20 protein-coding genes and 1 tRNA gene are annotated in these 18,538 nt (G+C 61.4%); 18 read left to right on the top strand and 3 right to left on the bottom strand.

What is annotated here, in order from left to right; translation table 11 throughout:
• Positions 1-79 precede the first annotated feature (79 nt).
• From R2669_RS22140 to R2669_RS22060, 17 genes are all read left to right on the top strand, one after another.
• On the top strand, positions 80-436 hold the full coding sequence (locus R2669_RS22140; protein WP_316902061.1) for a c-type cytochrome: 357 nt from the start codon (positions 80-82) through the stop codon (positions 434-436).
• Positions 433-1,725, top strand: a complete 1,293-nt coding sequence (locus tag R2669_RS22135) for an NAD(P)/FAD-dependent oxidoreductase (protein WP_316902060.1) — start codon at positions 433-435, stop codon at positions 1,723-1,725. The genes R2669_RS22140 and R2669_RS22135 overlap by 4 nt, the downstream gene beginning before the upstream one ends.
• A 122-nt stretch (positions 1,726-1,847) precedes the next feature.
• Positions 1,848-2,735, top strand: coding sequence for an EamA family transporter (locus tag R2669_RS22130; RefSeq protein WP_316902059.1), 888 nt, complete (start codon positions 1,848-1,850; stop codon positions 2,733-2,735).
• A 159-nt stretch (positions 2,736-2,894) separates the two neighbouring features.
• Positions 2,895-3,242 (top strand): c-type cytochrome, encoded by a 348-nt coding sequence (locus R2669_RS22125; RefSeq protein WP_260798582.1) that lies wholly within the window; start codon positions 2,895-2,897, stop codon positions 3,240-3,242.
• 10 nt (positions 3,243-3,252) lie between these two features.
• Positions 3,253-3,723: a thiosulfate oxidation carrier protein SoxY gene (gene soxY, locus R2669_RS22120; RefSeq protein ID WP_037027121.1), complete on the top strand. Its 471-nt coding sequence runs from the start codon at positions 3,253-3,255 to the stop codon at positions 3,721-3,723.
• An 18-nt stretch (positions 3,724-3,741) separates the two neighbouring features.
• Positions 3,742-4,053 carry a thiosulfate oxidation carrier complex protein SoxZ gene (soxZ, locus tag R2669_RS22115; RefSeq protein ID WP_102063865.1) on the top strand — a complete coding sequence of 104 codons (312 nt, stop codon included), beginning with the start codon at positions 3,742-3,744 and terminating at the stop codon, positions 4,051-4,053.
• 30 nt (positions 4,054-4,083) lie between these two features.
• Positions 4,084-4,539 carry a DsrE family protein gene (locus R2669_RS22110; RefSeq protein WP_316902056.1) on the top strand — a complete coding sequence of 152 codons (456 nt, stop codon included), beginning with the start codon at positions 4,084-4,086 and terminating at the stop codon, positions 4,537-4,539.
• Positions 4,540-4,579: 40 nt separating this feature from the next.
• Positions 4,580-5,380 carry a sulfur oxidation c-type cytochrome SoxA gene (gene soxA, locus R2669_RS22105; protein ID WP_316902081.1) on the top strand — a complete coding sequence of 267 codons (801 nt, stop codon included), beginning with the start codon at positions 4,580-4,582 and terminating at the stop codon, positions 5,378-5,380.
• Positions 5,381-5,388: 8 nt separating this feature from the next.
• A complete protein-coding gene (gene soxX / locus R2669_RS22100; RefSeq protein ID WP_316902054.1) occupies positions 5,389-6,051 on the top strand; it encodes a sulfur oxidation c-type cytochrome SoxX in 663 nt (220 codons plus the stop codon).
• A gap of 12 nt (positions 6,052-6,063) precedes the next feature.
• A complete protein-coding gene (locus R2669_RS22095) occupies positions 6,064-6,564 on the top strand; it encodes a TlpA disulfide reductase family protein (protein WP_316902052.1) in 501 nt (166 codons plus the stop codon).
• A complete protein-coding gene (gene soxB / locus R2669_RS22090; RefSeq protein WP_316902051.1) occupies positions 6,561-8,282 on the top strand; it encodes a thiosulfohydrolase SoxB in 1,722 nt (573 codons plus the stop codon). Before R2669_RS22095 ends, soxB begins: the two co-directional genes overlap by 4 nt.
• A 47-nt stretch (positions 8,283-8,329) precedes the next feature.
• Positions 8,330-8,405 (top strand) — tRNA-Ala (locus R2669_RS22085).
• Between the two features lie 622 nt (positions 8,406-9,027).
• The gene (locus R2669_RS22080; RefSeq protein ID WP_316902049.1) at positions 9,028-9,816 is read left to right on the top strand and encodes a DNA adenine methylase; all 789 of its coding nucleotides are present in this window, start codon (positions 9,028-9,030) and stop codon (positions 9,814-9,816) included.
• Positions 9,817-9,826: 10 nt separating this feature from the next.
• Complete coding sequence (locus R2669_RS22075) at positions 9,827-11,017, top strand: metallophosphoesterase family protein (RefSeq protein WP_316902048.1); 1,191 nt, start codon at positions 9,827-9,829, stop codon at positions 11,015-11,017.
• On the top strand, positions 11,014-12,918 hold the full coding sequence (locus tag R2669_RS22070; RefSeq protein ID WP_316902047.1) for an ORC-CDC6 family AAA ATPase: 1,905 nt from the start codon (positions 11,014-11,016) through the stop codon (positions 12,916-12,918). Before R2669_RS22075 ends, R2669_RS22070 begins: the two co-directional genes overlap by 4 nt.
• On the top strand, positions 12,915-13,910 hold the full coding sequence (locus tag R2669_RS22065) for a hypothetical protein (RefSeq protein ID WP_316902046.1): 996 nt from the start codon (positions 12,915-12,917) through the stop codon (positions 13,908-13,910). The genes R2669_RS22070 and R2669_RS22065 overlap by 4 nt, the downstream gene beginning before the upstream one ends.
• Positions 13,911-14,539: 629 nt before the next feature.
• A complete protein-coding gene (locus tag R2669_RS22060; RefSeq protein ID WP_316902044.1) occupies positions 14,540-14,908 on the top strand; it encodes a hypothetical protein in 369 nt (122 codons plus the stop codon).
• A 111-nt stretch (positions 14,909-15,019) separates the two neighbouring features.
• On the opposite strand, the gene R2669_RS24850 is transcribed toward R2669_RS22060, so the two are convergent.
• On the bottom strand, positions 15,020-15,421 hold the full coding sequence (locus tag R2669_RS24850; protein ID WP_430708836.1) for an energy transducer TonB: 402 nt from the start codon (positions 15,419-15,421) through the stop codon (positions 15,020-15,022).
• A 145-nt stretch (positions 15,422-15,566) separates the two neighbouring features.
• Between R2669_RS24850 and R2669_RS22055 the strand changes: the two genes are divergently transcribed.
• The gene (locus tag R2669_RS22055; protein ID WP_316902043.1) at positions 15,567-16,067 is read left to right on the top strand and encodes a hypothetical protein; all 501 of its coding nucleotides are present in this window, start codon (positions 15,567-15,569) and stop codon (positions 16,065-16,067) included.
• Between the two features lie 511 nt (positions 16,068-16,578).
• Here R2669_RS22055 and R2669_RS22050 read toward each other — a convergent pair.
• Both R2669_RS22050 and R2669_RS22045 read right to left on the bottom strand, forming a co-directional pair.
• Positions 16,579-17,109, bottom strand: a complete 531-nt coding sequence (locus tag R2669_RS22050; RefSeq protein ID WP_316902041.1) for an NADPH-dependent FMN reductase — start codon at positions 17,107-17,109, stop codon at positions 16,579-16,581.
• Between the two features lie 89 nt (positions 17,110-17,198).
• Complete coding sequence (locus R2669_RS22045) at positions 17,199-18,452, bottom strand: Hsp70 family protein (RefSeq protein ID WP_316902039.1); 1,254 nt, start codon at positions 18,450-18,452, stop codon at positions 17,199-17,201.
• Positions 18,453-18,538 lie beyond the last annotated feature (86 nt).

Genomic DNA, 18,538 nt, shown 5'->3' with positions numbered 1-18,538 from the left:
GTTGGCTGCACGCATCACAAGGCACATGGCTGGCGGTGCGTGTTAGCGTATGACGCTTCCGCGACTTCGCTGCCCCCCGATGCCCGTCGTCCACCGCCTTGCCGCCGCAGCGTTGCTTGCGGCGCTGCTGACGGCCCCCGCGCCCACTGTGGCCCATGCGGCCGATCTTCCCCCCACCAATCTGCAGGCCCGCACCTGGGCTGCCACGTGCGCCAGCTGCCATCACGCCGATACCGCGCCCGGCGCCAAGCTCGCCGCGCAGACGCTGCCGCCGCTGGCCGGCCGCTCGCAGGCCGAGTTGATGGACGCAATGCAGGCCTTCCGCAGCGGCGCGCGCCCCTCCACGGTGATGGGCCAGATTGCCCGCGGTTATGACGATGCGCAGATCGCCGCCATTGCCGGCTGGCTGTCACGCCAACCGCAGGAGGCGCCATGAGCGATTGGTCGCGCAAGGATCGGCGCGCACTTTTGCGCGCGCTCGGGGCAACCGCGCTGGCCGGGCCGCTGGCCGCGTGTGCATCGCTGTCGGGCGTGCGCAATGCGCGCGTGGTGGTGGTGGGCGGCGGCTATGGCGGCGCAACGGCAGCCAAGTACGTGCGCGTGTTTTCCGGCGGCCGTGTCGATGTGACGCTGATTGAGCCGAACGCCGCGTTCGTCTCGTGCCCGCTGTCGAACCTCGTGCTGTCGGGCGACCGCGACATGGCGTCGATCACCGTGCCATACGACGCGCTGGTCGAGCGCCACGGCGTGCGCCGGGTGCGCGACCGCGCCTCGGCCATCGATGCCGGCGCCAAACAGGTGCGGCTGGCCGGCGGCGGCACGCTTGATTACGACCGGCTGATCCTCTCGCCGGGCATCGACTTCGTGCCGGGGGCGATTCCCGGTCTCGCCAATGCGGCCACCGCCGCGCAAGCGCCGCACGCCTGGAAAGCCGGCACGCAGACGCTGGCGCTGCGCCATCGGCTCGAAGCCATGCCCAACGGCGGCACGGTGGCGATCAGCATTCCGCTCGCGCCATACCGCTGCCCGCCCGCGCCGTACGAGCGCGCCTGCCTGATCGCCAACTGGCTGCAGCGCGCCAAGCCCGATTCGCGCGTGCTCATTCTCGATGCCAACGACGACGTCACATCCAAGGGCGCGCTGTTCAAGCGCGTGTGGGCCGAGCGCTATCCGCAGCACATTGAATATCGCCCGCAATACAACGCCGTCGACATCGATGCCACGGGCCGCGTGCTCAAGTTCGATGTGCAGGACGACCTGCAGGCCGATGTCGTCAACCTGATCCCGCCGCAGCGCGCCGGAGCGATTGCCGTGCAGGCCGGGTTGGCGACGGCCAATGGGCGCTGGTGCGAAGTGGATTTCCTGTCGTTTGAATCGAAGGTGGCGGCGGGCGTGCATGTGATTGGCGATGCCATCCAGACCGCGCCGCTGATGCCCAAGTCGGGCCACATGGCCAACCAGCACGGCAAGGTGGCCGCCGCCGCCGTGGTGGCGATGCTCGCCGGCCACGCGCCTGATGCGTCCCCGCTGTATACGAACACCTGCTACAGCTTTGCCACGCCCGACGAGGCCATGCACGTGGCAACCGTCCACCGCTACGACGCGGCCGAGCACACCATGGTGACGGTGCCCGGCGCCGGTGGGCTGTCCGATGCACCTTCGGCCGCCGAGGGCAAGCTGGCGCAAGGCTGGAGCCGCGCCATCTGGTCGGACATGCTGGGCTGAGCAAGGCAAGGCCGAGGCGCCCGGCACAAACAATGCGCAAGATTGTGCAAGTCGCCTAAGCGGCCGGCGCCTACAGTGCGTCATGTGGCCGCACGGGCGGCCGTCCGAACCTTCCGATCATCATGTCTCCCAAGGATCTGCTGCTGGCCCTGACCGTTGTGCTGGTGTGGGGCGTCAACTTTGTCGTCATCAAGGTGGGCCTGTACGGCGTGCCGCCCATGCTGCTGGGTGCGCTGCGCTTCGCGTTGGTCGCGTTCCCGGCCGTGCTGTTCGTGCCGCGCCCCAAGATCGCGCTCAAGTGGCTGGTGGCTTACGGCGCCACGATCAGCTTCGGGCAGTTCGCGTTCCTGTTCTCGGCCATGTACGTGGGCATGCCGGCGGGGCTGGCCTCGCTGGTGCTGCAGTCGCAGGCGTTCTTTACGCTGGCGATTGCCGCCATCGTGCTGCGCGAGCCGATCCGCTGGTTCCACCTGGCCGGCATGGCGGTGGCCGCGGGCGGGCTGGCCGTCATCGGCATGGCGGGCGGCGGCTCGGTCACGGGCATGACCACCGCCGGCTTCTTGCTCACGCTGTGCGCCGCGTTTTCTTGGGCCAGCGGCAACATCGTCACCAAGCGCGTCGGACCGGTAAATGTGGTGAGCCTGGTGGTGTGGGGCGCCGTCATTCCACCGGTTCCGTTCTTCTTGCTGTCGTACTGGCTGGAGGGGCCGGAGCAGATTGCGCATAGCCTGGCGAACATCAGCGCATCCAGCATTGGCGCGATCGTCTACCTGTCGTTCGGCGCCACCATCTTCGGCTACAGCCTGTGGAGCCGTCTGCTGGCGCGCTATGCGGCCAGCCAGGTCGCGCCGCTCACGCTGCTGGTGCCGGTGGTGGGGCTGGTGTCGGCCGCCGTGCTGCTCGGCGAGCGCCTGGTGCCTGCCCAATGGCTGGGCGGCGCCGTGGTCATGGCCGGGCTGTTGCTCAACGTGTTTGGCGGCCGGCTGACGGCGCGGCGGGCGATGGCCTGACGCCGCATCCCGATCAACACGCGCCCGGGCCGAAAGGTACCGGGCGTTTTGCTTTTGGGCGCGACATAGGATTTGGCCCGTTTCGGGCACAATACCGGGTCCGATTCCCGCCATTTCGCCCGCACACGCATGCGGGCAGCCTCGTCTTCTGGAGACCACATGAAGTTCGCCCCCACGCTCGCCGCTGCGGCGGTGCTGGCCGGCCTGGCGCTGTCCGCCACGCCCGCGCTAGCCGCCGTTGACGCTGCCCGCGCGCAATCCATCGCCAACCAGAACGCCTGCATGGGCTGCCACGCCGTCGACCGCAAGCTCGTCGGCCCGGCCTACCAGGACGTTGCCGCCAAGTACAAGGGCGATGCCGGCGCACAAGCCAAGCTCATCAAGAAGGTGCGCGAGGGCGGCATGGGCAACTGGGGCCAGATCCCGATGCCGGCCAATCCGAAGATTGCCGATGCCGATCTGAAAACCGTGATCGACTGGGTGCTCGCGGGCGCCCCGGCCAAGTGAGGAACGCACGATGAATGACGCAATCAACCTGAGCCGCCGCGACGTGCTGCGCGCCGGCGCCATGATGGCGCTGCTGGTGTCGGCCGGCATTGCCACGCCGGCCCAGGCGGCCGAGTGGAACAAGGCCGCCTTTGCCGTGAAGGGCGTGAACGACGTGCTCAAGCAACTGGGCGGTGGCGCGGTCGACAAGGGCGGCGCCGGCATCCAGCTCACCGCACCGGACATCGCAGAAAACGGCGCCGTGGTGCCGCTGGTCGTGACGAGCACGCTGCCGGGCACCGACCTCATCGCCATCCTGGTGGAAAAGAACCCGAACACGCTGGCCGCCACGTTCGCCATTCCGGCCGGCACTGACCCGTTTGTCAGCACGCGCGTGAAGATGGGCGAGACGTCAACGGTCTATGCCGCCGTGCGCGCCAACGGCAAATGGGTGCTGGCGAGCAAGGAAGTGAAGGTCACCCTTGGTGGCTGCGGCGGTTAAACCTCAGGAGAACACACCATGGCAGACCCGATGCGCATTCGCGCGATGGAAAACGGCGGCACCACCGACGTGAAGATCCTGATGAAGCACGACATGGAAACCGGCCAGCGCAAAGACGCGTCCGGCAAGGTCGTGCCTGCCTGGCACATCACCAACGTGACGGTGCAGCACAGCGGCAAGACCGTGCTCGACGCGCAGTTCGGCCCGGCCGTGTCGAAAGATCCGTTCCTCAACTTCAAGTTCAAGGGCGGCGCCAAGGGCGACAAGGTGACGGTCACGTGGGTGGACAACCACGGCGACAAGCGCACCGACGAGACGGCAATCCAATAAGGTCGATTCAGCAAAGCCTCGGAGGCTCAAATGCGACGCAGCTTCTTTCGTGTGACCGCCGCGCTGGCGGCCCTTGGCGTGGCCGGCAAGGCGGCAGCCCAGAATGCCCCGCGCGCGGGCGGCGCCGGTGCCCGCTACAAGGTGGTCTACCAGCTGAGCGAAGGCATCGACCAGGCCGTGCGCGCCATCGGCAACCTGCGCAACCACCTGAACGGCGCACCCGGCACGAAGATCGTGGTGGTGGCGCTGGGCCATGGCATCGACTTCCTCGTTGAAGGCGCCAAGGACGCGCAGGGCCGCACCTTTGATGCGCCGGTGGCGGCGCTTGCCAGCATGGGCGTGGAGTTTCGCGTGTGCCACAACTCGCTGATGGCCTTCAAGGTGCCGGAAGACAAGCTGCTGCTCGAAGCCAAGGTGGTGCCGGCCGGCGTGGTGGAAATCACCCGCTTGCAGCAGGAAGAAGGTTTCGCCTATATCAAACCGTAGGCGACCCACGGAGGGGACCGTGAAACACAAGACATGGACGATGGCGCTGGCGGCGGCATTGGTTGCCGGCAGCGCCGTCATGGCATCCGCGCAGGACGCCAAGGACAGCACCGCCGCCGGCATCGCGCAGTACCGCGAGATGCTGGCCGACGGCAACCCGGCTGAGCTTTGGGAAGCCGCCGGCGAAGAACTCTGGAAGAAGCCCGCCGGCCCCAAGCAGGCCTCGCTTGAAGCGTGCGACCTCGGCCTCGGCCCCGGCGTGGTGAAGGGCGCCTACGCCAAGCTGCCGCGCTTCTTCAAAGACACCGGCCGCGTGATGGACGCCGAACAGCGCCTCATGCATTGCCGCATGACGCTGCAAGGGCTGACCAAGGAAGAGGCTTCTTCCCGCCCGTTCTCGTCGCCTGGCAAGGCGTCGGACATTGAACGGCTGATGGCGTACGTGGCTTCGGAATCGCGCGGCGCGGCTATCGACATTCCGCTCGCCCACCCAGAAGAAAAGCGCGTGTACGAACTCGGCCGCCGCATGTTCTTCTACCGTGGCGGCGCCTATGACTTTGCCTGCGCCACGTGCCATGCCCAGCCGGGTTTGCGCATCCGCCTGCAAGACCTGCCCGACCTGCTGACCGCCGACGGCGCGCGCTTTGCGTATTCCACCTGGCCGGGGTATCGCGTTTCGCAGGGCGAGGTCCGCACGATGCAGCACCGCCTGTACGACTGCCTGCGCCAGCAGCGCTTTCCGGAACCGCTCTACGGCAGCGAGGTGATTACCGCGCTGGAGATGTTCCTCGCCCGCAACGCCAACGGCGGCAAGATGGACGCGCCGTCGATCAAACGATGAGGCCACGCATGTTCCGACTGACCCCCATCGTTCTGACGGCGCTCACATTGGCCCTGGCCGTCGGCACCGCCCACGCAGCCGACGCCGCCGCCAAGGCCATCACCGCGCCCAAGCCCGATGCCAAGGCCGACGCAGCACTCGCCAAGGTCATCCAAGAGAGCTTTGTCTCCAAGGGGCCCGCCACCGTGGAGGGCGTGACCGAGCGCGACGACGTGCAGAAGATCTGCAGCCAGTTTGCCGACCGCAACGCCGTGCCCGCTGCGGTTGCCAAGAAGCTGGAAGACGCGCAATTCAAGACCATCCATTACCCCGCAGACAACAAATGGCTGGGCGACTGGAAGGCAGGCGAGAAGACCGCGCAGAGCGGCCGCGGCATGCAGTTCTCCGACCCGGCCGGTGGCGCGAACGGCGCCAACTGCTACGCCTGCCACCGCTTGTCGAAAGACGAGGTGTCATACGGCACCATCGGCCCCTCGCTGTACCAGTACGGCAAGCTGCGTGGCGATTCGGAGGCGATCCTGCGCTACACGTGGGGCAAGATCTACAACTCCAATGCGTATGCGGCGTGCTCCAACATGCCGCGCTTCGGGCACAAGGGCATCCTGACCGAGCAGCAGATTCGCGACGTGATGGCGCTGTTGTTCGACCCGGCATCGCCCGTGAACCAGTAAGCCAATAACGCCATGCGCACGCTTCGACGGTTCCTGATGTGGGCGGCAGCGGCCATGGTGCTCGTTGCCAGCACCGCACAAGCCGTCGAAGTGGGCGATGTGGTGGCGCTGCCCGACGTGCAATTGCTCGACGGCACGCGGGTGCCCGGCGATGCATGGCGCGGGCACCCCGTCATCATCGCCACGTGGGCATCGTGGTGCCCGTTCTGCGCGCTGCAGAACCCGCGCCTGCAAAAGCTCTACGACGCCACGCGCGGCACCGGCCTGCGCATCCTCACCATCAGCATCGACGCCAACCCGCAGCTCGCGAAGGATTACGTCGCCAAGCGCGGCTTCACCTTTCCGGTGACGATGGAAACCGACGCGCTGTGCGCCGCCACCGGCCCGCGCAAGGGCTTGCCCGAACTGCTCGTGCTCGACGCCAAGGGCCGCGTGGTGCGCAAGGAAGTTGGCGAGATGCTGGAAGACGACGTGGCCGACCTGGCCCGCTACGCACACAGCCCCAAACAATGAACCGCCGCGAATTCGTTCAAGCCCTGGCGATTGCCGCAGCCGCCGGCCTGCGCCTGACCGACGCCCATGCCGATACGTTCAGCTATGACGTGCCGCGCTTTGGCAACGTCCACCTGCTGCACTTCACCGATTGCCACGCGCAGCTGCTGCCCATTGAATACCGCGAGCCCAGCGTCAACCTGGGCGTGGCGCAATGGGCTGGCCAGCCGCCGCATCTGGTCGGGCACGCGCTGCTCAAGCGTTACGGCATTGCGCCGGGCTCGCGCGCCGCGCACGCCTTCACCGCGCTCGACTTTGCCGAGGCCGCCCGCCGCTACGGCCGCATGGGCGGCTTCGCACACCTTGCCACGCTCATCAAGCGCCTGCGCGCCACACGCCCGAATGCGCTGCTGCTGGATGGCGGCGACACCTGGCAGGGCTCCGCCACCGCGTTGTGGACCAACGGCCAGGACATGGTCGACGCGGCCCTCGCGCTGGGCGTGGACGTCATGACCCCGCACTGGGAAATGACCTACGGCGCCGACCGCGTGCGCCACGTGGTCGATCACGATTTCAAGAACAAGGTCGCCTTTGTTGCGCAGAACATCCAGACCGCCGACTTTGGTGATCCGGTGTTCGACCCGTACGTGCTGCGCGAGCTGAACGGCGTGCCGGTCGCCATCATCGGGCAGGCGTTTCCGTACACGCCCATCGCGCACCCGGCCGATTTCACGCCCGACTGGACCTTCGGCATTCAGGAAGAACGCCTGCAGAAGATGATTGACGAGGCGCGCGGCAAGGGCGCCAAGGTCGTCGTGCTGCTGTCGCACAACGGTATGGATGTCGACCTGAAGCTGGCCTCACGCGTGCGCGGGTTGGACGCCATCCTCGGCGGCCACACGCACGATGCCGTGCCCGCGCCCGTCAAGGTCAGCAACCCGGGCGGCGTGACGCTCGTCACCAACGCGGGCGCCAACGGCAAGTTTGTCGGCGTGCTCGATCTGCATGTGCGCGGCGGCACCGTGCGCGATATCCGCTATACGTTACTGCCCGTGTTTGCCGACCTGCTGCCGGCCGACCCGGCCATGACCGCCCTGATTGACCGCGTGCGTGCGCCGTACAAAGACAAGCTGGGCGAAACGCTGGCCACGAACCGCGGCCTGCTGTACCGGCGCGGCAACTTCAACGGCACGTTCGACCAGCTCATCGTTGATGGCCTGATGCACGCGCAGGGCGCCGAGATTGCCTTCTCGCCCGGTTTCCGCTGGGGCACCACGCTGCTGCCCGGCGAGGCCCTGACCATGGAAGCGCTGATGGCCCAGACCGCCATCACCTACCCGGCCACCACGCTGACCGAGATGACGGGCGCCACCATCAAGACCGTGCTGGAAGACGTGGCCGACAACCTGTTCAACCCAGACCCGTACTACCAGCAGGGCGGCGACATGGTGCGCACCGGCGGCCTGCGCTACACCATCGACCCCACCAAGCCCATGGGCCAGCGCATTGCCGACATGCGCCTGGGGCCGGGAAGCGGCACGCCCATCGACGCCGACCGCCGCTACAAGGTGGCCGGCTGGGCCGCCGTGTCACCCGAAGCTCGCAAGGCGGGCGGGCGCCCCGTGTGGGACGTGCTGGCCGACTGGCTGCGCGACCAGCGCGAAGTGACCGCCAGGCCGCTGAACACGCCGCGCATTGTGGGCATGGATGGCAATCCGGGCATGGAAAACGGGGGTTGACCCCCGATTGAAAGGGCCCGGGGAGTTCGGGTAGACTCATTTCCCACGGGCCGATAGCTCAGCTGGGAGAGCGCCGCGTTCGCAATGCGGAGGTCGGGAGTTCGATCCTCCTTCGGTCCACCAAGTTACTGGCAGCGTTTGATGAGCTGAGACAGGGACGATATTTTCGCAGCGGATGCAAGGGTGTGCTTCTCTGACAAACTGCAGCCTAATGCTTCAACGACAAAGCCGGCCGTGTGCCGGCTTTATTGCTTTGGTTCCGCCCATGTGAAGTTCTGAGGGGAACTCCCGCCTTAAGCCGAGCTTGCCCGTTGCCGCGAATCCGGGGGCGGTACCCGTTTGGTCGTATAGAAGCTCACAAGACGGCGATTTCTTTACTTTCTCGGAGTGAGGGCTGCCAAGCTCGGTTTCTAGCTTCGAACCCTCAATCTACAATTTGCGAAACCGCAGACTGGGAAGCTGAGCTGGACCAGTCGAACAATGGGCGGCACCTTACCTCGTGGATCAGCACGATCAGGTAGGAAGTCTACCGGGACGTTTCGTGGCGTAGTTGTTAATCTACTCGCTCAGACCCCCATGCAAACTTTACAATGACTACCTCGTTTTGCCGCACAAGCAGCAAACATGTCGAGACTGGCTTAGGGGGCCTGATTCACTGCAACCTAGGGATATCTCGGAGACCTTCCCAAATCGGCTATACCCTTTCTCCCCGAATCGGGTTAGTTGAGTAATCAATTGAACGTCGATGAATTCAGTATTGCGGTGGGCCGGAAGTAAGCGAAAGGTGCTAGCCGAATTACGTAGGCTTTCGCCTCCCTCATTTCGGCGCTATTTTGAACCGTTTGCAGGTTCGGCTGTTTTGTTCTTTGATCTCATGCCGACGACAGCGGTTTTGGGGGATCTCAACCCTGAGGTGGTGGCTACATACGAGGCTCTCCGCGACGCGCCTGAAGAGGTTTGCCACTACCTTTACTCGGTGCCGAAGACGAAGGAGGCGTACTACATCGTACGGGACCTCATCCCGGAGAATCTGAGCAACGCTCAACGCGCAGCAAGACTGATCTACCTTATGAAGGGTTGCTTCAACGGCGTTTATCGAACGAACCGTCAAGGGCGCTTCAATGTTCCACTGGGGAGCAGATTCTTCGCGTTACCAGAGCCGAACGAGATTCAGGCGGCGTCCGAGGCTCTGCGAGGAGTCACCCTAGTCTGCGGTGACTTCGCGCGGGCGGTGGGAGATGCGTCAGAAGGCGATTTCGTTTACTTGGACCCACCTTATAGCGACGGAACGAGGTTTCGCGGCGAATATAGCTATCAGGGCTCGTTTCAAAGCACTGACCAGGAAAGACTGATAACGAGCTGCAACGATCTAACGAAGCGTGGCGTCAAGGTGTTGCTTTCGTTCAAAGAGTGCGAGGCACTCTGTGAGGCGCTAGAAGGATGGTCGCTGATACGGATAAACGTTACCAGAAGTGTTGCAGGTTTTGCGCATTCTCGGCGCCTAGCTCGGGAAATTCTGGCCCGCAACTACTAATCGAAGCGATATGTCAGCTCTTCGCGTGCGCCTTGCCTTGCTCAGTGATCTGCATGCCTACCATCCGGAAGCCGGTCGCTCCGCCGTTTCATATCTGCCAACAACTCAGGGGGTTTCAGACCCCGATCCCTTCGGAAACTTAGAGGATTTGATTAAGCGCGAGGCGCTGAATGTCAATTTCCTTATATGTGCTGGTGATATTTGCGATAAAGCAGATTTCCGAGGATTTCAGTACGCATGGGGTCGACTGAATGCCTTGAAAGAATCTCTGGGGGCGACCCAACTTATCGCGACCTGCGGTAATCATGATCTGAATTCAAGGCACATCGACTCAGCGGAAGATCCCGACCCGAAGGGTGCTCTTCAGACTGTCCAACCGCAATTTCCATTTGTGAGCGATGAGCTGACAAATCAATTCTGGGCACGTAATTTCGCCTTCTTAGAGCCCCTGCAAGGCGTGCGCTTTCTTGTCCTAAACACAAGCGCGTACCATGGCGGGAGCGCGGGGGAAGAAGCACACGGCAGGGTATCAAGGCGAACGATTGATGCGATCCGACGAAAGCTGGCGGTTGAGGAGCAAGTTGATCTAAACGTCTTACTGTGCCATCACCATGTACGCCCGCTGAAAGGCCTTTGGCAAAGTGCTCCTGACGCGGAGTTCATGCAAAAGGGGGGTGAACTGCTGAGTATGTTAACAAGTACAACAGCTTCACCATGGCTTGTTTTGCATGGGCATCGACATATCCCAAATCTTGAGCATTCCAGGGATCCGGACTGCGTTGTAGTGGGCGCATCAAGTTTCTCTGGTCAAATTCCTGGGAAGCTCAATCAATTCCATATTCTCGAGATCATCGTCGATCATTCCGTGCCGCAGCCTCTAACAGGAACCATTGAAACTTGGAGTTGGACCATCACCGGAGGATGGCAAAAACGGCCAATTCAGAATGACGAAGAGGGGTTTCCCCCCCAATGCGGATTTGGCTCGCAATTTCAGCCACGAGCTCTAGCTGAAAAAATTGCGCAGATACTGGACAAGACGCCCGACTATAAGAGCTGGGAGGAGGTTGCAGAAAGGGTTCCAGACGTGAATTTCATGACCCCTACTCACCTTAGCCAAGTCGAAAAATTGCTTGAGGCGATGAACATCAAGCTGCATCGTGATCGAGAGGGAATGCTGACGCAGGTGGGGAGGTCAGCATGACTCGAGAGACTGCATCGTCCCCGTTCTTTGGCGCCTACAACGCGCGTCACATCAATCCTGAGGAAGTTGCCCGCCAGTTTGTCCCATCAGGGAAGTTCTGGGAATTGATAGCCTTGAGGAACTCGCTTCTTATTGGCCCCAGAGGAAGCGGTAAAACACATCTTCTTAAAATGCTACAACCCAAGGCGCTGGCCGCTTGGCAAGGGGAGGAGGCTGATCGGGCGCGTGTCAACATCGACTATTGGGGGGTATTCACGCCGGCTGACGTCAATTGGAAGGTGCAAGTCGACCAAAAAGCAGAAAGTCTCGGAGAAGAAAGCGATGGGAAGTTCTCGAAGGCGGTGTTTTTGTCGCACTTCAGAGAAGCGTTCGTTGCCTGCATCCTCCAACTGACCCGGGATCGTCCACGAGTGGACAATGGCGAGGCATCTACAAGAGTAGAGTTATCAAAAGAGAAAGAAATTGCTCTTTGCATTGCTCTTGCTAAAAGTTGGGGCCTATCATTGGGCGTTCCATCACTTGACGGCCTAAAGGTTTCATTAGTCGAAGAGCTTAACCAGCTCGGTGAAACTAAGCTCCAAAAGCAATTGTCTCCATACATGGTTCGTCTTCTAGGAATGAACCTGCTTGGCGTTGCTCGGGAAATCGCAGAGCAATTTATCGCGATAACAGGACTTTACTCCGCTCGCTGGGCTTTGTGCTTTGATGAATTGGAGATTGCGCCTCAAGCTATTCAGCAAGATCTATTTCGCTATTTGCGCTCCACGGATCAACGATTTATTTTCAAGCTGGCAATCAGCCCATCGAATGATGCGTCCAGTTTGTTAAATTCCGAAGGAGCGGCTTCTGCCGGCAATGATTACGACGCTATACCACTGTGGTTTACTGACCAGCGTGAGCGCGAGCAGTTTTGCCTGCGTTTATGGGACAAGCACTCGGCTGGTACGGACGCAAAGCATCTACCGCCGTATGTCTTGTTGCAAAGGTCTCGGTTTCAGTACTCTAACCAAGAGAGTAGCCATGGGCGCCGGCGGTATCAAGGGCAGATGGCCGGCAGTTGGAGATCGGATTTCCTTGAGCTCGAGAAGAAAGATCCGTCTTTTGCAGAATACCTTCGCCGCAATGGCGTAAAAGCAGCATCCCTTGATGCAACACCACGGGAGAAGATGAACTCGGTGGTCCGCAAGGTTGCCCCTCTTGTTGGTTTTAGAAATGCGTACCTAACTAGTTCTAGGGACTCCTCCGGCGTGCCGATTCGAAAGAGCCTGAAACGCGCACCACCTGATGTCTTCTCCGGATGGGAGGCAATATGCACTGCTACGGAAGGGAATCCACGGTGGTTCAGCGGAATTGCGTCCAGGCTTCTCTTGCGGTGGAGGCTAAGCCCCAGCGGGAAGGAGCTCACTCGGGAGCAGCAGACCCAGGAGCTAGAAACCTCAGCAAAAAAATTCCTAGCTTGGATCAATGCGATACCGGTCGACAAGGCCGACGAGGGAGCAGTCCAACTTATTAGCCTATACGACTTGATCAAGACCCTGGCGAAGCATTTTGAGCAGGGTGCATTAGGTAGGATCTTTACTGCTGACCCGGTACTAGCATTCACTGTCGACGAGGGAACGCCGGAACCGATTCAGCGGCTCGTGATGGCCGCGCTAAACATTGGCGCTATTGTCATCTTCAATGATGAAGACGTGAACTTCACCGTAGCGTCTCCCGTTGGCCGAACATTTCGGCTTGTGCACTTGCTCGCTCCGCACTTTAACCTCCCAATGCGAAGAGGGAAAGCAAGGAGCTTATCAAAAATCCTCGCAAAACAACTCGGTCCGCTGGAGCACTTTGCGTTGCCAGCACAAGCTGGTGATAGTCGGGAAGGTAGCCAACAACTAGGTTTATTTACATGACTTCGAAGCGACCTAAGTTTTCGAATCTTGCTTTGATCGAAGAATCAGATGTTGAGTACGATCTATCTATATTCGCACTCGGATTTGAGTCTAGGGCTGTGAATCTTCTGCCGTCAGTGGCCAAACGAACACGAGCACTGTTGGCACTAGGTTTTGACCACGGACGTGAGCTCGCGTATGAGGAGAACAAGCGTGCGTTCTCAGATGCTTCCGTGCGAGTGGAGGATGGGCTATCGGATCGTGAATTTGAAGAGGTGCTTCGTGGCCACCTGAAGGCTCTCGACGGAGAGAGTCATCGAATGGTTTTTGTTGATGTATCTTGTTTCAGTCGGTTTCGGCTTGCCTCGATTGTTCATGAGCTATTTTCACTCTCTCAATCACTTGGGGCTGGATTAACAATCGATTTCGCATACTCGTTGGCAAAATTTGAAAAGCCGGATTCAATTCGTCAGCCGAACACAGTCGTGGGCCCGGCGCATCGGGCGTTCGCCGGCTGGTCACAAGGAGGATATTCTTCAACTGCTGCGGTTCTTGGTCTCGGATACGAACAAGATCAGGCGCTAGGGGTAGTTGAGTTCCTTCAGGCGGGTGAGGTGTGGGCGTTTACACCAAAATCGCCTGTCGTCGAGTACAAAGCTGAAGTTGATAAAGCCAATGATCTGTTATTGTCGGAGATTCCACCTAACCGAGTTCTTGAGTACGACGTCTGTGCACCTACCTCAGTGCTTGCAACATTGGAATCTGTGGTGCGCGGCTTAGGCGACGGGCATAGCGTAGTTTTGGTGCCCTTTGGACCAAAGATTTTTGTTCTCTGCTCATTGATTGTTGCGGCTATGCGCAACGAAATTGCTGTATGGCGAGTTAGCCAGGGAACAGCAATCAAGCCGAGCGATCGTGCGGCGAGCCATGTGCAGGTTGGGCTTCGAGTCGCTTTCCCGCCGCAAGATGGATCGAGTTCGATTTCATCGAACTTAGGCAGTCAGCAATCCTGACACTCCCGACACTCCCGTGCTTGACACTGACGCTTCAGTGTCTGAGGGTGAAGCTCCAGTGTTTGACACTGACGCTCCAGTGTCCGAGGGTGAAGCTCCAGTGTTTAACACTGACGCTCCAGTGTCCGAGGGTGAAGCTCCAGTGTTTAACACTGACGCTCCGGTGTCTGAGGGTGAAGCTCCAGTGTTTGACACTGACGCTCCAGTGTCTGAGGGTGAAGCTCCAGTGTTTGACACTGACGCTCCAGTGTCTGAGGGTGAAGCTCCAGTGTCTGAGGGTGAAGCTTCAGTGTTTTACCCTGACGCTTCACCGTCAGAGAGTGGAGCGTGACCTTCCGACCGTCGCGCCCGACGAATCAAGAATCCAACTTTCGCCGCTGCCCCCGTCGCTATAATCCATTCCGCTGCTGCACCAACGGCAGCCGGGTTTGGCGACCTGCACTGGTGGCTCTGGAGAGACGATGCTTCGCGCATCGGCTCCGCACACCCACGCACGCACTACGGCGGGCCGGGTGGGGAGACCGCAAGGTCTGCCGGTGCTCCAGAGAGCCGGTTCGCCAGCCCCGCCGTCAGGCCCGCCACCTCGTCTGGCGATGAGTTGCCGGGCCTCCAACCACTCTGGAGGCTCTATGCCAAATGGTCCAAGCGGGCACCGCCCCGCGTCTTATCCATCTCCACCTGAACCACCCACGCACGCGCCCACGTCGTCTGACGCCGGTACGCTTACAAAAAACCGTACTTATCTGAACGGCGCAATCGCAGCGCAGGCGTATCTCAGGCGCACCCGCGCCGCCATGCGCAGCCACGGCCAATGCCGACCGGGCATGCTGCGGGAGGAGCTTCAGCACTTCTCCACACACGCGTTCCCGCCGGCTTTTATCAAAGGCTTTATGGATGCGATTGATGCGTACGTATCGATGTCGCTCGGGGGCCGCGATGTCGATCCGCAATCGTGGGACGTGCTAGCCGCCATAGAGCGGCGGGGCTATAGCCAATAACAAGAGATGCACGCATTCCCGTGACGGGCGGGAATGCCGGGGTGAAATCGGAGGGGCAACTGGGCATTCGCCGGTCGATTTGTCCGCTCCGGTCCAGACATGACGACCAACTCACGGCATCGTCGGCGGATCACGGTCTAGGCCGAACGCGAACGCTCTGGAAAAGGGGACGCGCATTGGTTGACCCGTCTTGGGGTCTTTAAAGGGTGCGCACGCCATTGACCGTACAGCTTGCACGGAAGCGTCATCTAGCGGGGCATGGCCGGAAGACCGTTTGATGTGAATGTTGGAGAGGCTTCCATCCGGTTCAATCACCCCCCACACAACAGCCGCTCCTTCCATGCGCTTTCGGCGTGCTTCGTCGGGATAGACCACCAACGGATTCGTGCATCCGATGGCCGGTGGATGAGTTGCCGGCGAACCGGCTTCTGGCGGAGTGGGTCGCTGGCTGGCGCATCCAGCCAACAACACAAATGGCACGATGCACGCAAGCGTCTGCACGCGATACAGCATGAATCCCCCTGTCTTTACCAAGCTCACGTTGGTCTGATTGTTCTGCACAGCAACTGGGATCGTAGACGAAGAGCGTGAAGGGAAAGTGGCAACGCTGCGCCCTGAGGTGCCGGAGTAAGATGCACTCAAAAAAAGGGGGGAAGCCATGGAAAAGACGGGCCTTTTGCATCGTTTGGGATGTAGCAAGCTGCTGGCCGGCCGCTCACGGATGGTTGCGTCCTTCATCCTGATGGCATTGACCTCGGCGCTCTGCGCTACAGCGCATGCGGAACAGGCTGACGAACCTGCATGGCGCGCCAAACCGCAGGCATACGCCACCGTCGATAACATCTTTGCGGCGCGGGAACCATTCAGTCGTGCACGTGTTGTCAACCGGGCATTGGTTGAAGCCACGTCCGACAAGGGCCTACGCTTCTGGTTTCGCATCTTTGGCCCCAACTATCGCATCTACTCTGAAGCGGGCGAGGCGAGACGAATCGCAGCGGGGGTGTACCTTTACACCGGCAACGGAGAAGCGACCTGCGACTTGCTGTTCCGGCTGTGGCCCAAGCGTTCTCTTCGTGTCGAAGGTCGACCAACGCCTGACGGCAGCCAAGGCGGTGCTCGGTTCTGCCCCACGGCAATCACTCTATCGTTCAAGCCTTAAATGGCGGTAAGGAGAGTCATGACGACATTCATCGTTATCGCGCTTTTTCTGCTTCTCCCACTATGGTCCGCGTTCGTTGGATGGGGGTTGCCTAAACCGTTTAGCCTCAGGACCTGTCAGGGAACGAGTTGGCGCCGAGCATTCCCGTCTGCCTCAAAGTTCGAGATTCGCGAATTCCTACTCGTGTTCGTAGGGGCGTTCGCGCTGCCCGCCAGGCAAAAGCTGATGCTCCGGCCGGACGATGAAATCCTGGCCATATATCGAGCGCTATATCCATCTCGATGGACCCCTGACGCGCTTGAGCTTGAAACCTTGGCTAAGGATATCGAGGCGAGGTATGGGTTGGAGTTTCGCCGTATCTGGAACGAAAGGCTAAGCCTCGGGGAGCTGTTTGCGTTGACCCAGCAGCACTCGCATGGGATGACGGTCAGCCCCCCAAATGCATTCCCATGACGGGCGGGAATGCCTGAGCTGGTCAGAGTGGCTGTTGGGCGTTGGCTGTTGAAGCTGTCTACCGAGCACGAATCGCCGCCACGAAAGCGGACAGAAATCCGCGCATTTCGGTTTGCCGCTCGGGCCGCTTCAGCAGGGTTTTGATTTCGTCTGGCGTTTTCCCAATCAACGGGATGCGCAAAAACACGTCTTCGAGAAATTGATCGCTGACAGTGGACAGCACGAGCCGGAGCGATGTGAGCATGTCGTCGCCACGATGGGATGCATGTGCGAGCGCAATGGGCTTTCCGATGACTTCGAATCGCGAGACCATCCAATCGATGACGTTCTTGAGCCCTCCCGGAATAGCGCGAACGTATTCGGGGCTGGCAATAATGATGCCGTCGCATCCGGACACGAGTGCCAGGAATTCCAGCACTTCGGCTGGTGTCTGTGGCCCTTCCAGGTCAGGGGAAAAGACCGGCAAGGTGTCGAGGCGATGGAATACCGACAGCTCAACGCCCTCGGGGGCAACGTCTTTCAAGCCGAACAGTAGCGCCGTGTTGACGGAATCGCGGCGGGCACTGCCGGAGATGGTTAGGAGCTTCATCTGGTCTTCCTTTAGAGACATCCTGCCGCGCGCCGGGGCGGTCTGGTTCGATACGCTCGAAACGTCCCGCCGCCCCGCCTTTCAACCCGTCATCCAAACTTGCGCGCCGCATCGCGCGCCAGGCCGGAACCGATCCCGCCGAACAGGTCGCCCTCGACCCGCCGCGCCGACGGCAGCACTTGCGCCAGTTGCTCGCGCAGCAACGGCACCCCGCTGGAGCCGCCGGCAAAGAGAATGGTATCGACCGCTTCCGCTGCCACGCCCGCCGTCTTCAGCATGGCCTGCACCGTCGAGACCGTCTTGCCGACCAGCTTCCCGATCGACTGGTCGAAATCCTCGCGCGTGACGGGCTGCTTCAACTCGGGTGCGATGCGGTGCAGGTCGATCTCCGCCACCGGAGCGTCTGACAGCGCGATCTTCGCGGCTTCCACCTGGATAGCCAGCCAGTGGCCGGCGCGCTCGCGGATCAGGCGGATCAGGCGGTCGAGTTTTTCGGTGTCGGCGGCATCTCGGTAATTGTCCATCACCACCGTCCACGCCTTGCGCGTGTACACGTGGTTGATGGTGTGCCAGCTCGCCAGGTCGAAATACTGGCCGGACGGCATCGCCTTGCCGTTGCGCAGCGTGCTGTTCAGGCCCAGTAGCGGCATCACGCTGGCCAGGCTCAAGGCGCGGTCGAAGTCGGTGCCGCCGATGTGCACGCCGCCGTTGGCGAGGATGTCGTCGCGGCGGTCAAGGCGTTTCGCGCGGTCGGGCGACAAGCGCACGAGCGAGAAGTCCGACGTACCGCCGCCAATGTCGGCCACCAGCACAAGTTCTTCACCGCTGATGCCGGCTTCGTAGTCGAACGCGGCGGCGATGGGCTCGTACTGAAAGGCGATCTCGTCAAAGCCCGCGTCGCGCGCGATGCCCGCCAGCGTGTCTTCGGCGAGCTGGTCAGCCTTGGGGTCTTCGTCGATGAAGAACACCGGGCGGCCCAGCACGGCGCGGCGGAATTCATGGCCGGCGGCATGCTCGGCGCGCCGCTTGAGTTCGCCGATGAAATGCGCCAGCAGCTTGCGGAAGGGCATGGCCTGGCCCATGACCTCGGTGCTGTCGTCCATCATCGACGTGCCGAGCAGGCTCTTGAGCGAGCGCATCAGGCGGCCCTCGTAGCCGGCAAGATAGTCGGCCAGCGCGGCACGGCCGTAGCTGACCGTCGGGTCTTCGGCGTGAAAGAAGATGACGGAAGGCAGCGTGGCCTTGCCGTCTTCGAGCGGCAGCAGGGTGGGTGCGTCCGGTCTCAGCCAGCCGACGGTGGAGTTGGACGTGCCGAAATCGACGCCGCAGGCGTTTGACATCATAGGATTGTGGCTTCTGGAGTGCAGCGGGAGGCATGCGCCCGCACGGGATATCAGAGCGGGCGCCACCTGCGAAAGGGGCGCTATTG

This window comes from Ralstonia edaphi, from assembly GCF_958350185.1.
Classification (GTDB): Bacteria; Pseudomonadota; Gammaproteobacteria; order Burkholderiales; family Burkholderiaceae; genus Ralstonia; species Ralstonia edaphi.
This window is presented reverse-complemented; position numbering and strand designations above follow the sequence as displayed.

What these genes read in the sequence shown, in the direction of transcription:
- soxZ (WP_102063865.1), top strand. Translation starts at nt 3,742, where the DNA reads ATGGCAGACCCGATGCGCATTCGCGCGATGGAAAACGGCGGCACCACC.
- R2669_RS22130 (WP_316902059.1), top strand. Translation starts at nt 1,848, where the DNA reads ATGTCTCCCAAGGATCTGCTGCTGGCCCTGACCGTTGTGCTGGTGTGG.
- R2669_RS22050 (WP_316902041.1), bottom strand. Translation starts at nt 17,109, where the DNA reads ATGAAGCTCCTAACCATCTCCGGCAGTGCCCGCCGCGATTCCGTCAAC.
- R2669_RS22095 (WP_316902052.1), top strand. Translation starts at nt 6,064, where the DNA reads ATGCGCACGCTTCGACGGTTCCTGATGTGGGCGGCAGCGGCCATGGTG.
- R2669_RS22060 (WP_316902044.1), top strand. Translation starts at nt 14,540, where the DNA reads ATGCCAAATGGTCCAAGCGGGCACCGCCCCGCGTCTTATCCATCTCCA.
- R2669_RS24850 (WP_430708836.1), bottom strand. Translation starts at nt 15,421, where the DNA reads ATGCTGTATCGCGTGCAGACGCTTGCGTGCATCGTGCCATTTGTGTTG.
- R2669_RS22140 (WP_316902061.1), top strand. Translation starts at nt 80, where the DNA reads ATGCCCGTCGTCCACCGCCTTGCCGCCGCAGCGTTGCTTGCGGCGCTG.
- R2669_RS22125 (WP_260798582.1), top strand. Translation starts at nt 2,895, where the DNA reads ATGAAGTTCGCCCCCACGCTCGCCGCTGCGGCGGTGCTGGCCGGCCTG.
- R2669_RS22055 (WP_316902043.1), top strand. Translation starts at nt 15,567, where the DNA reads ATGGAAAAGACGGGCCTTTTGCATCGTTTGGGATGTAGCAAGCTGCTG.
- R2669_RS22045 (WP_316902039.1), bottom strand. Translation starts at nt 18,452, where the DNA reads ATGATGTCAAACGCCTGCGGCGTCGATTTCGGCACGTCCAACTCCACC.
- R2669_RS22065 (WP_316902046.1), top strand. Translation starts at nt 12,915, where the DNA reads ATGACTTCGAAGCGACCTAAGTTTTCGAATCTTGCTTTGATCGAAGAA.
- soxB (WP_316902051.1), top strand. Translation starts at nt 6,561, where the DNA reads ATGAACCGCCGCGAATTCGTTCAAGCCCTGGCGATTGCCGCAGCCGCC.
- R2669_RS22110 (WP_316902056.1), top strand. Translation starts at nt 4,084, where the DNA reads ATGCGACGCAGCTTCTTTCGTGTGACCGCCGCGCTGGCGGCCCTTGGC.
- R2669_RS22075 (WP_316902048.1), top strand. Translation starts at nt 9,827, where the DNA reads ATGTCAGCTCTTCGCGTGCGCCTTGCCTTGCTCAGTGATCTGCATGCC.
- R2669_RS22080 (WP_316902049.1), top strand. Translation starts at nt 9,028, where the DNA reads ATGAATTCAGTATTGCGGTGGGCCGGAAGTAAGCGAAAGGTGCTAGCC.
- soxA (WP_316902081.1), top strand. Translation starts at nt 4,580, where the DNA reads ATGGCGCTGGCGGCGGCATTGGTTGCCGGCAGCGCCGTCATGGCATCC.
- soxY (WP_037027121.1), top strand. Translation starts at nt 3,253, where the DNA reads ATGAATGACGCAATCAACCTGAGCCGCCGCGACGTGCTGCGCGCCGGC.
- R2669_RS22070 (WP_316902047.1), top strand. Translation starts at nt 11,014, where the DNA reads ATGACTCGAGAGACTGCATCGTCCCCGTTCTTTGGCGCCTACAACGCG.
- R2669_RS22135 (WP_316902060.1), top strand. Translation starts at nt 433, where the DNA reads ATGAGCGATTGGTCGCGCAAGGATCGGCGCGCACTTTTGCGCGCGCTC.
- soxX (WP_316902054.1), top strand. Translation starts at nt 5,389, where the DNA reads ATGTTCCGACTGACCCCCATCGTTCTGACGGCGCTCACATTGGCCCTG.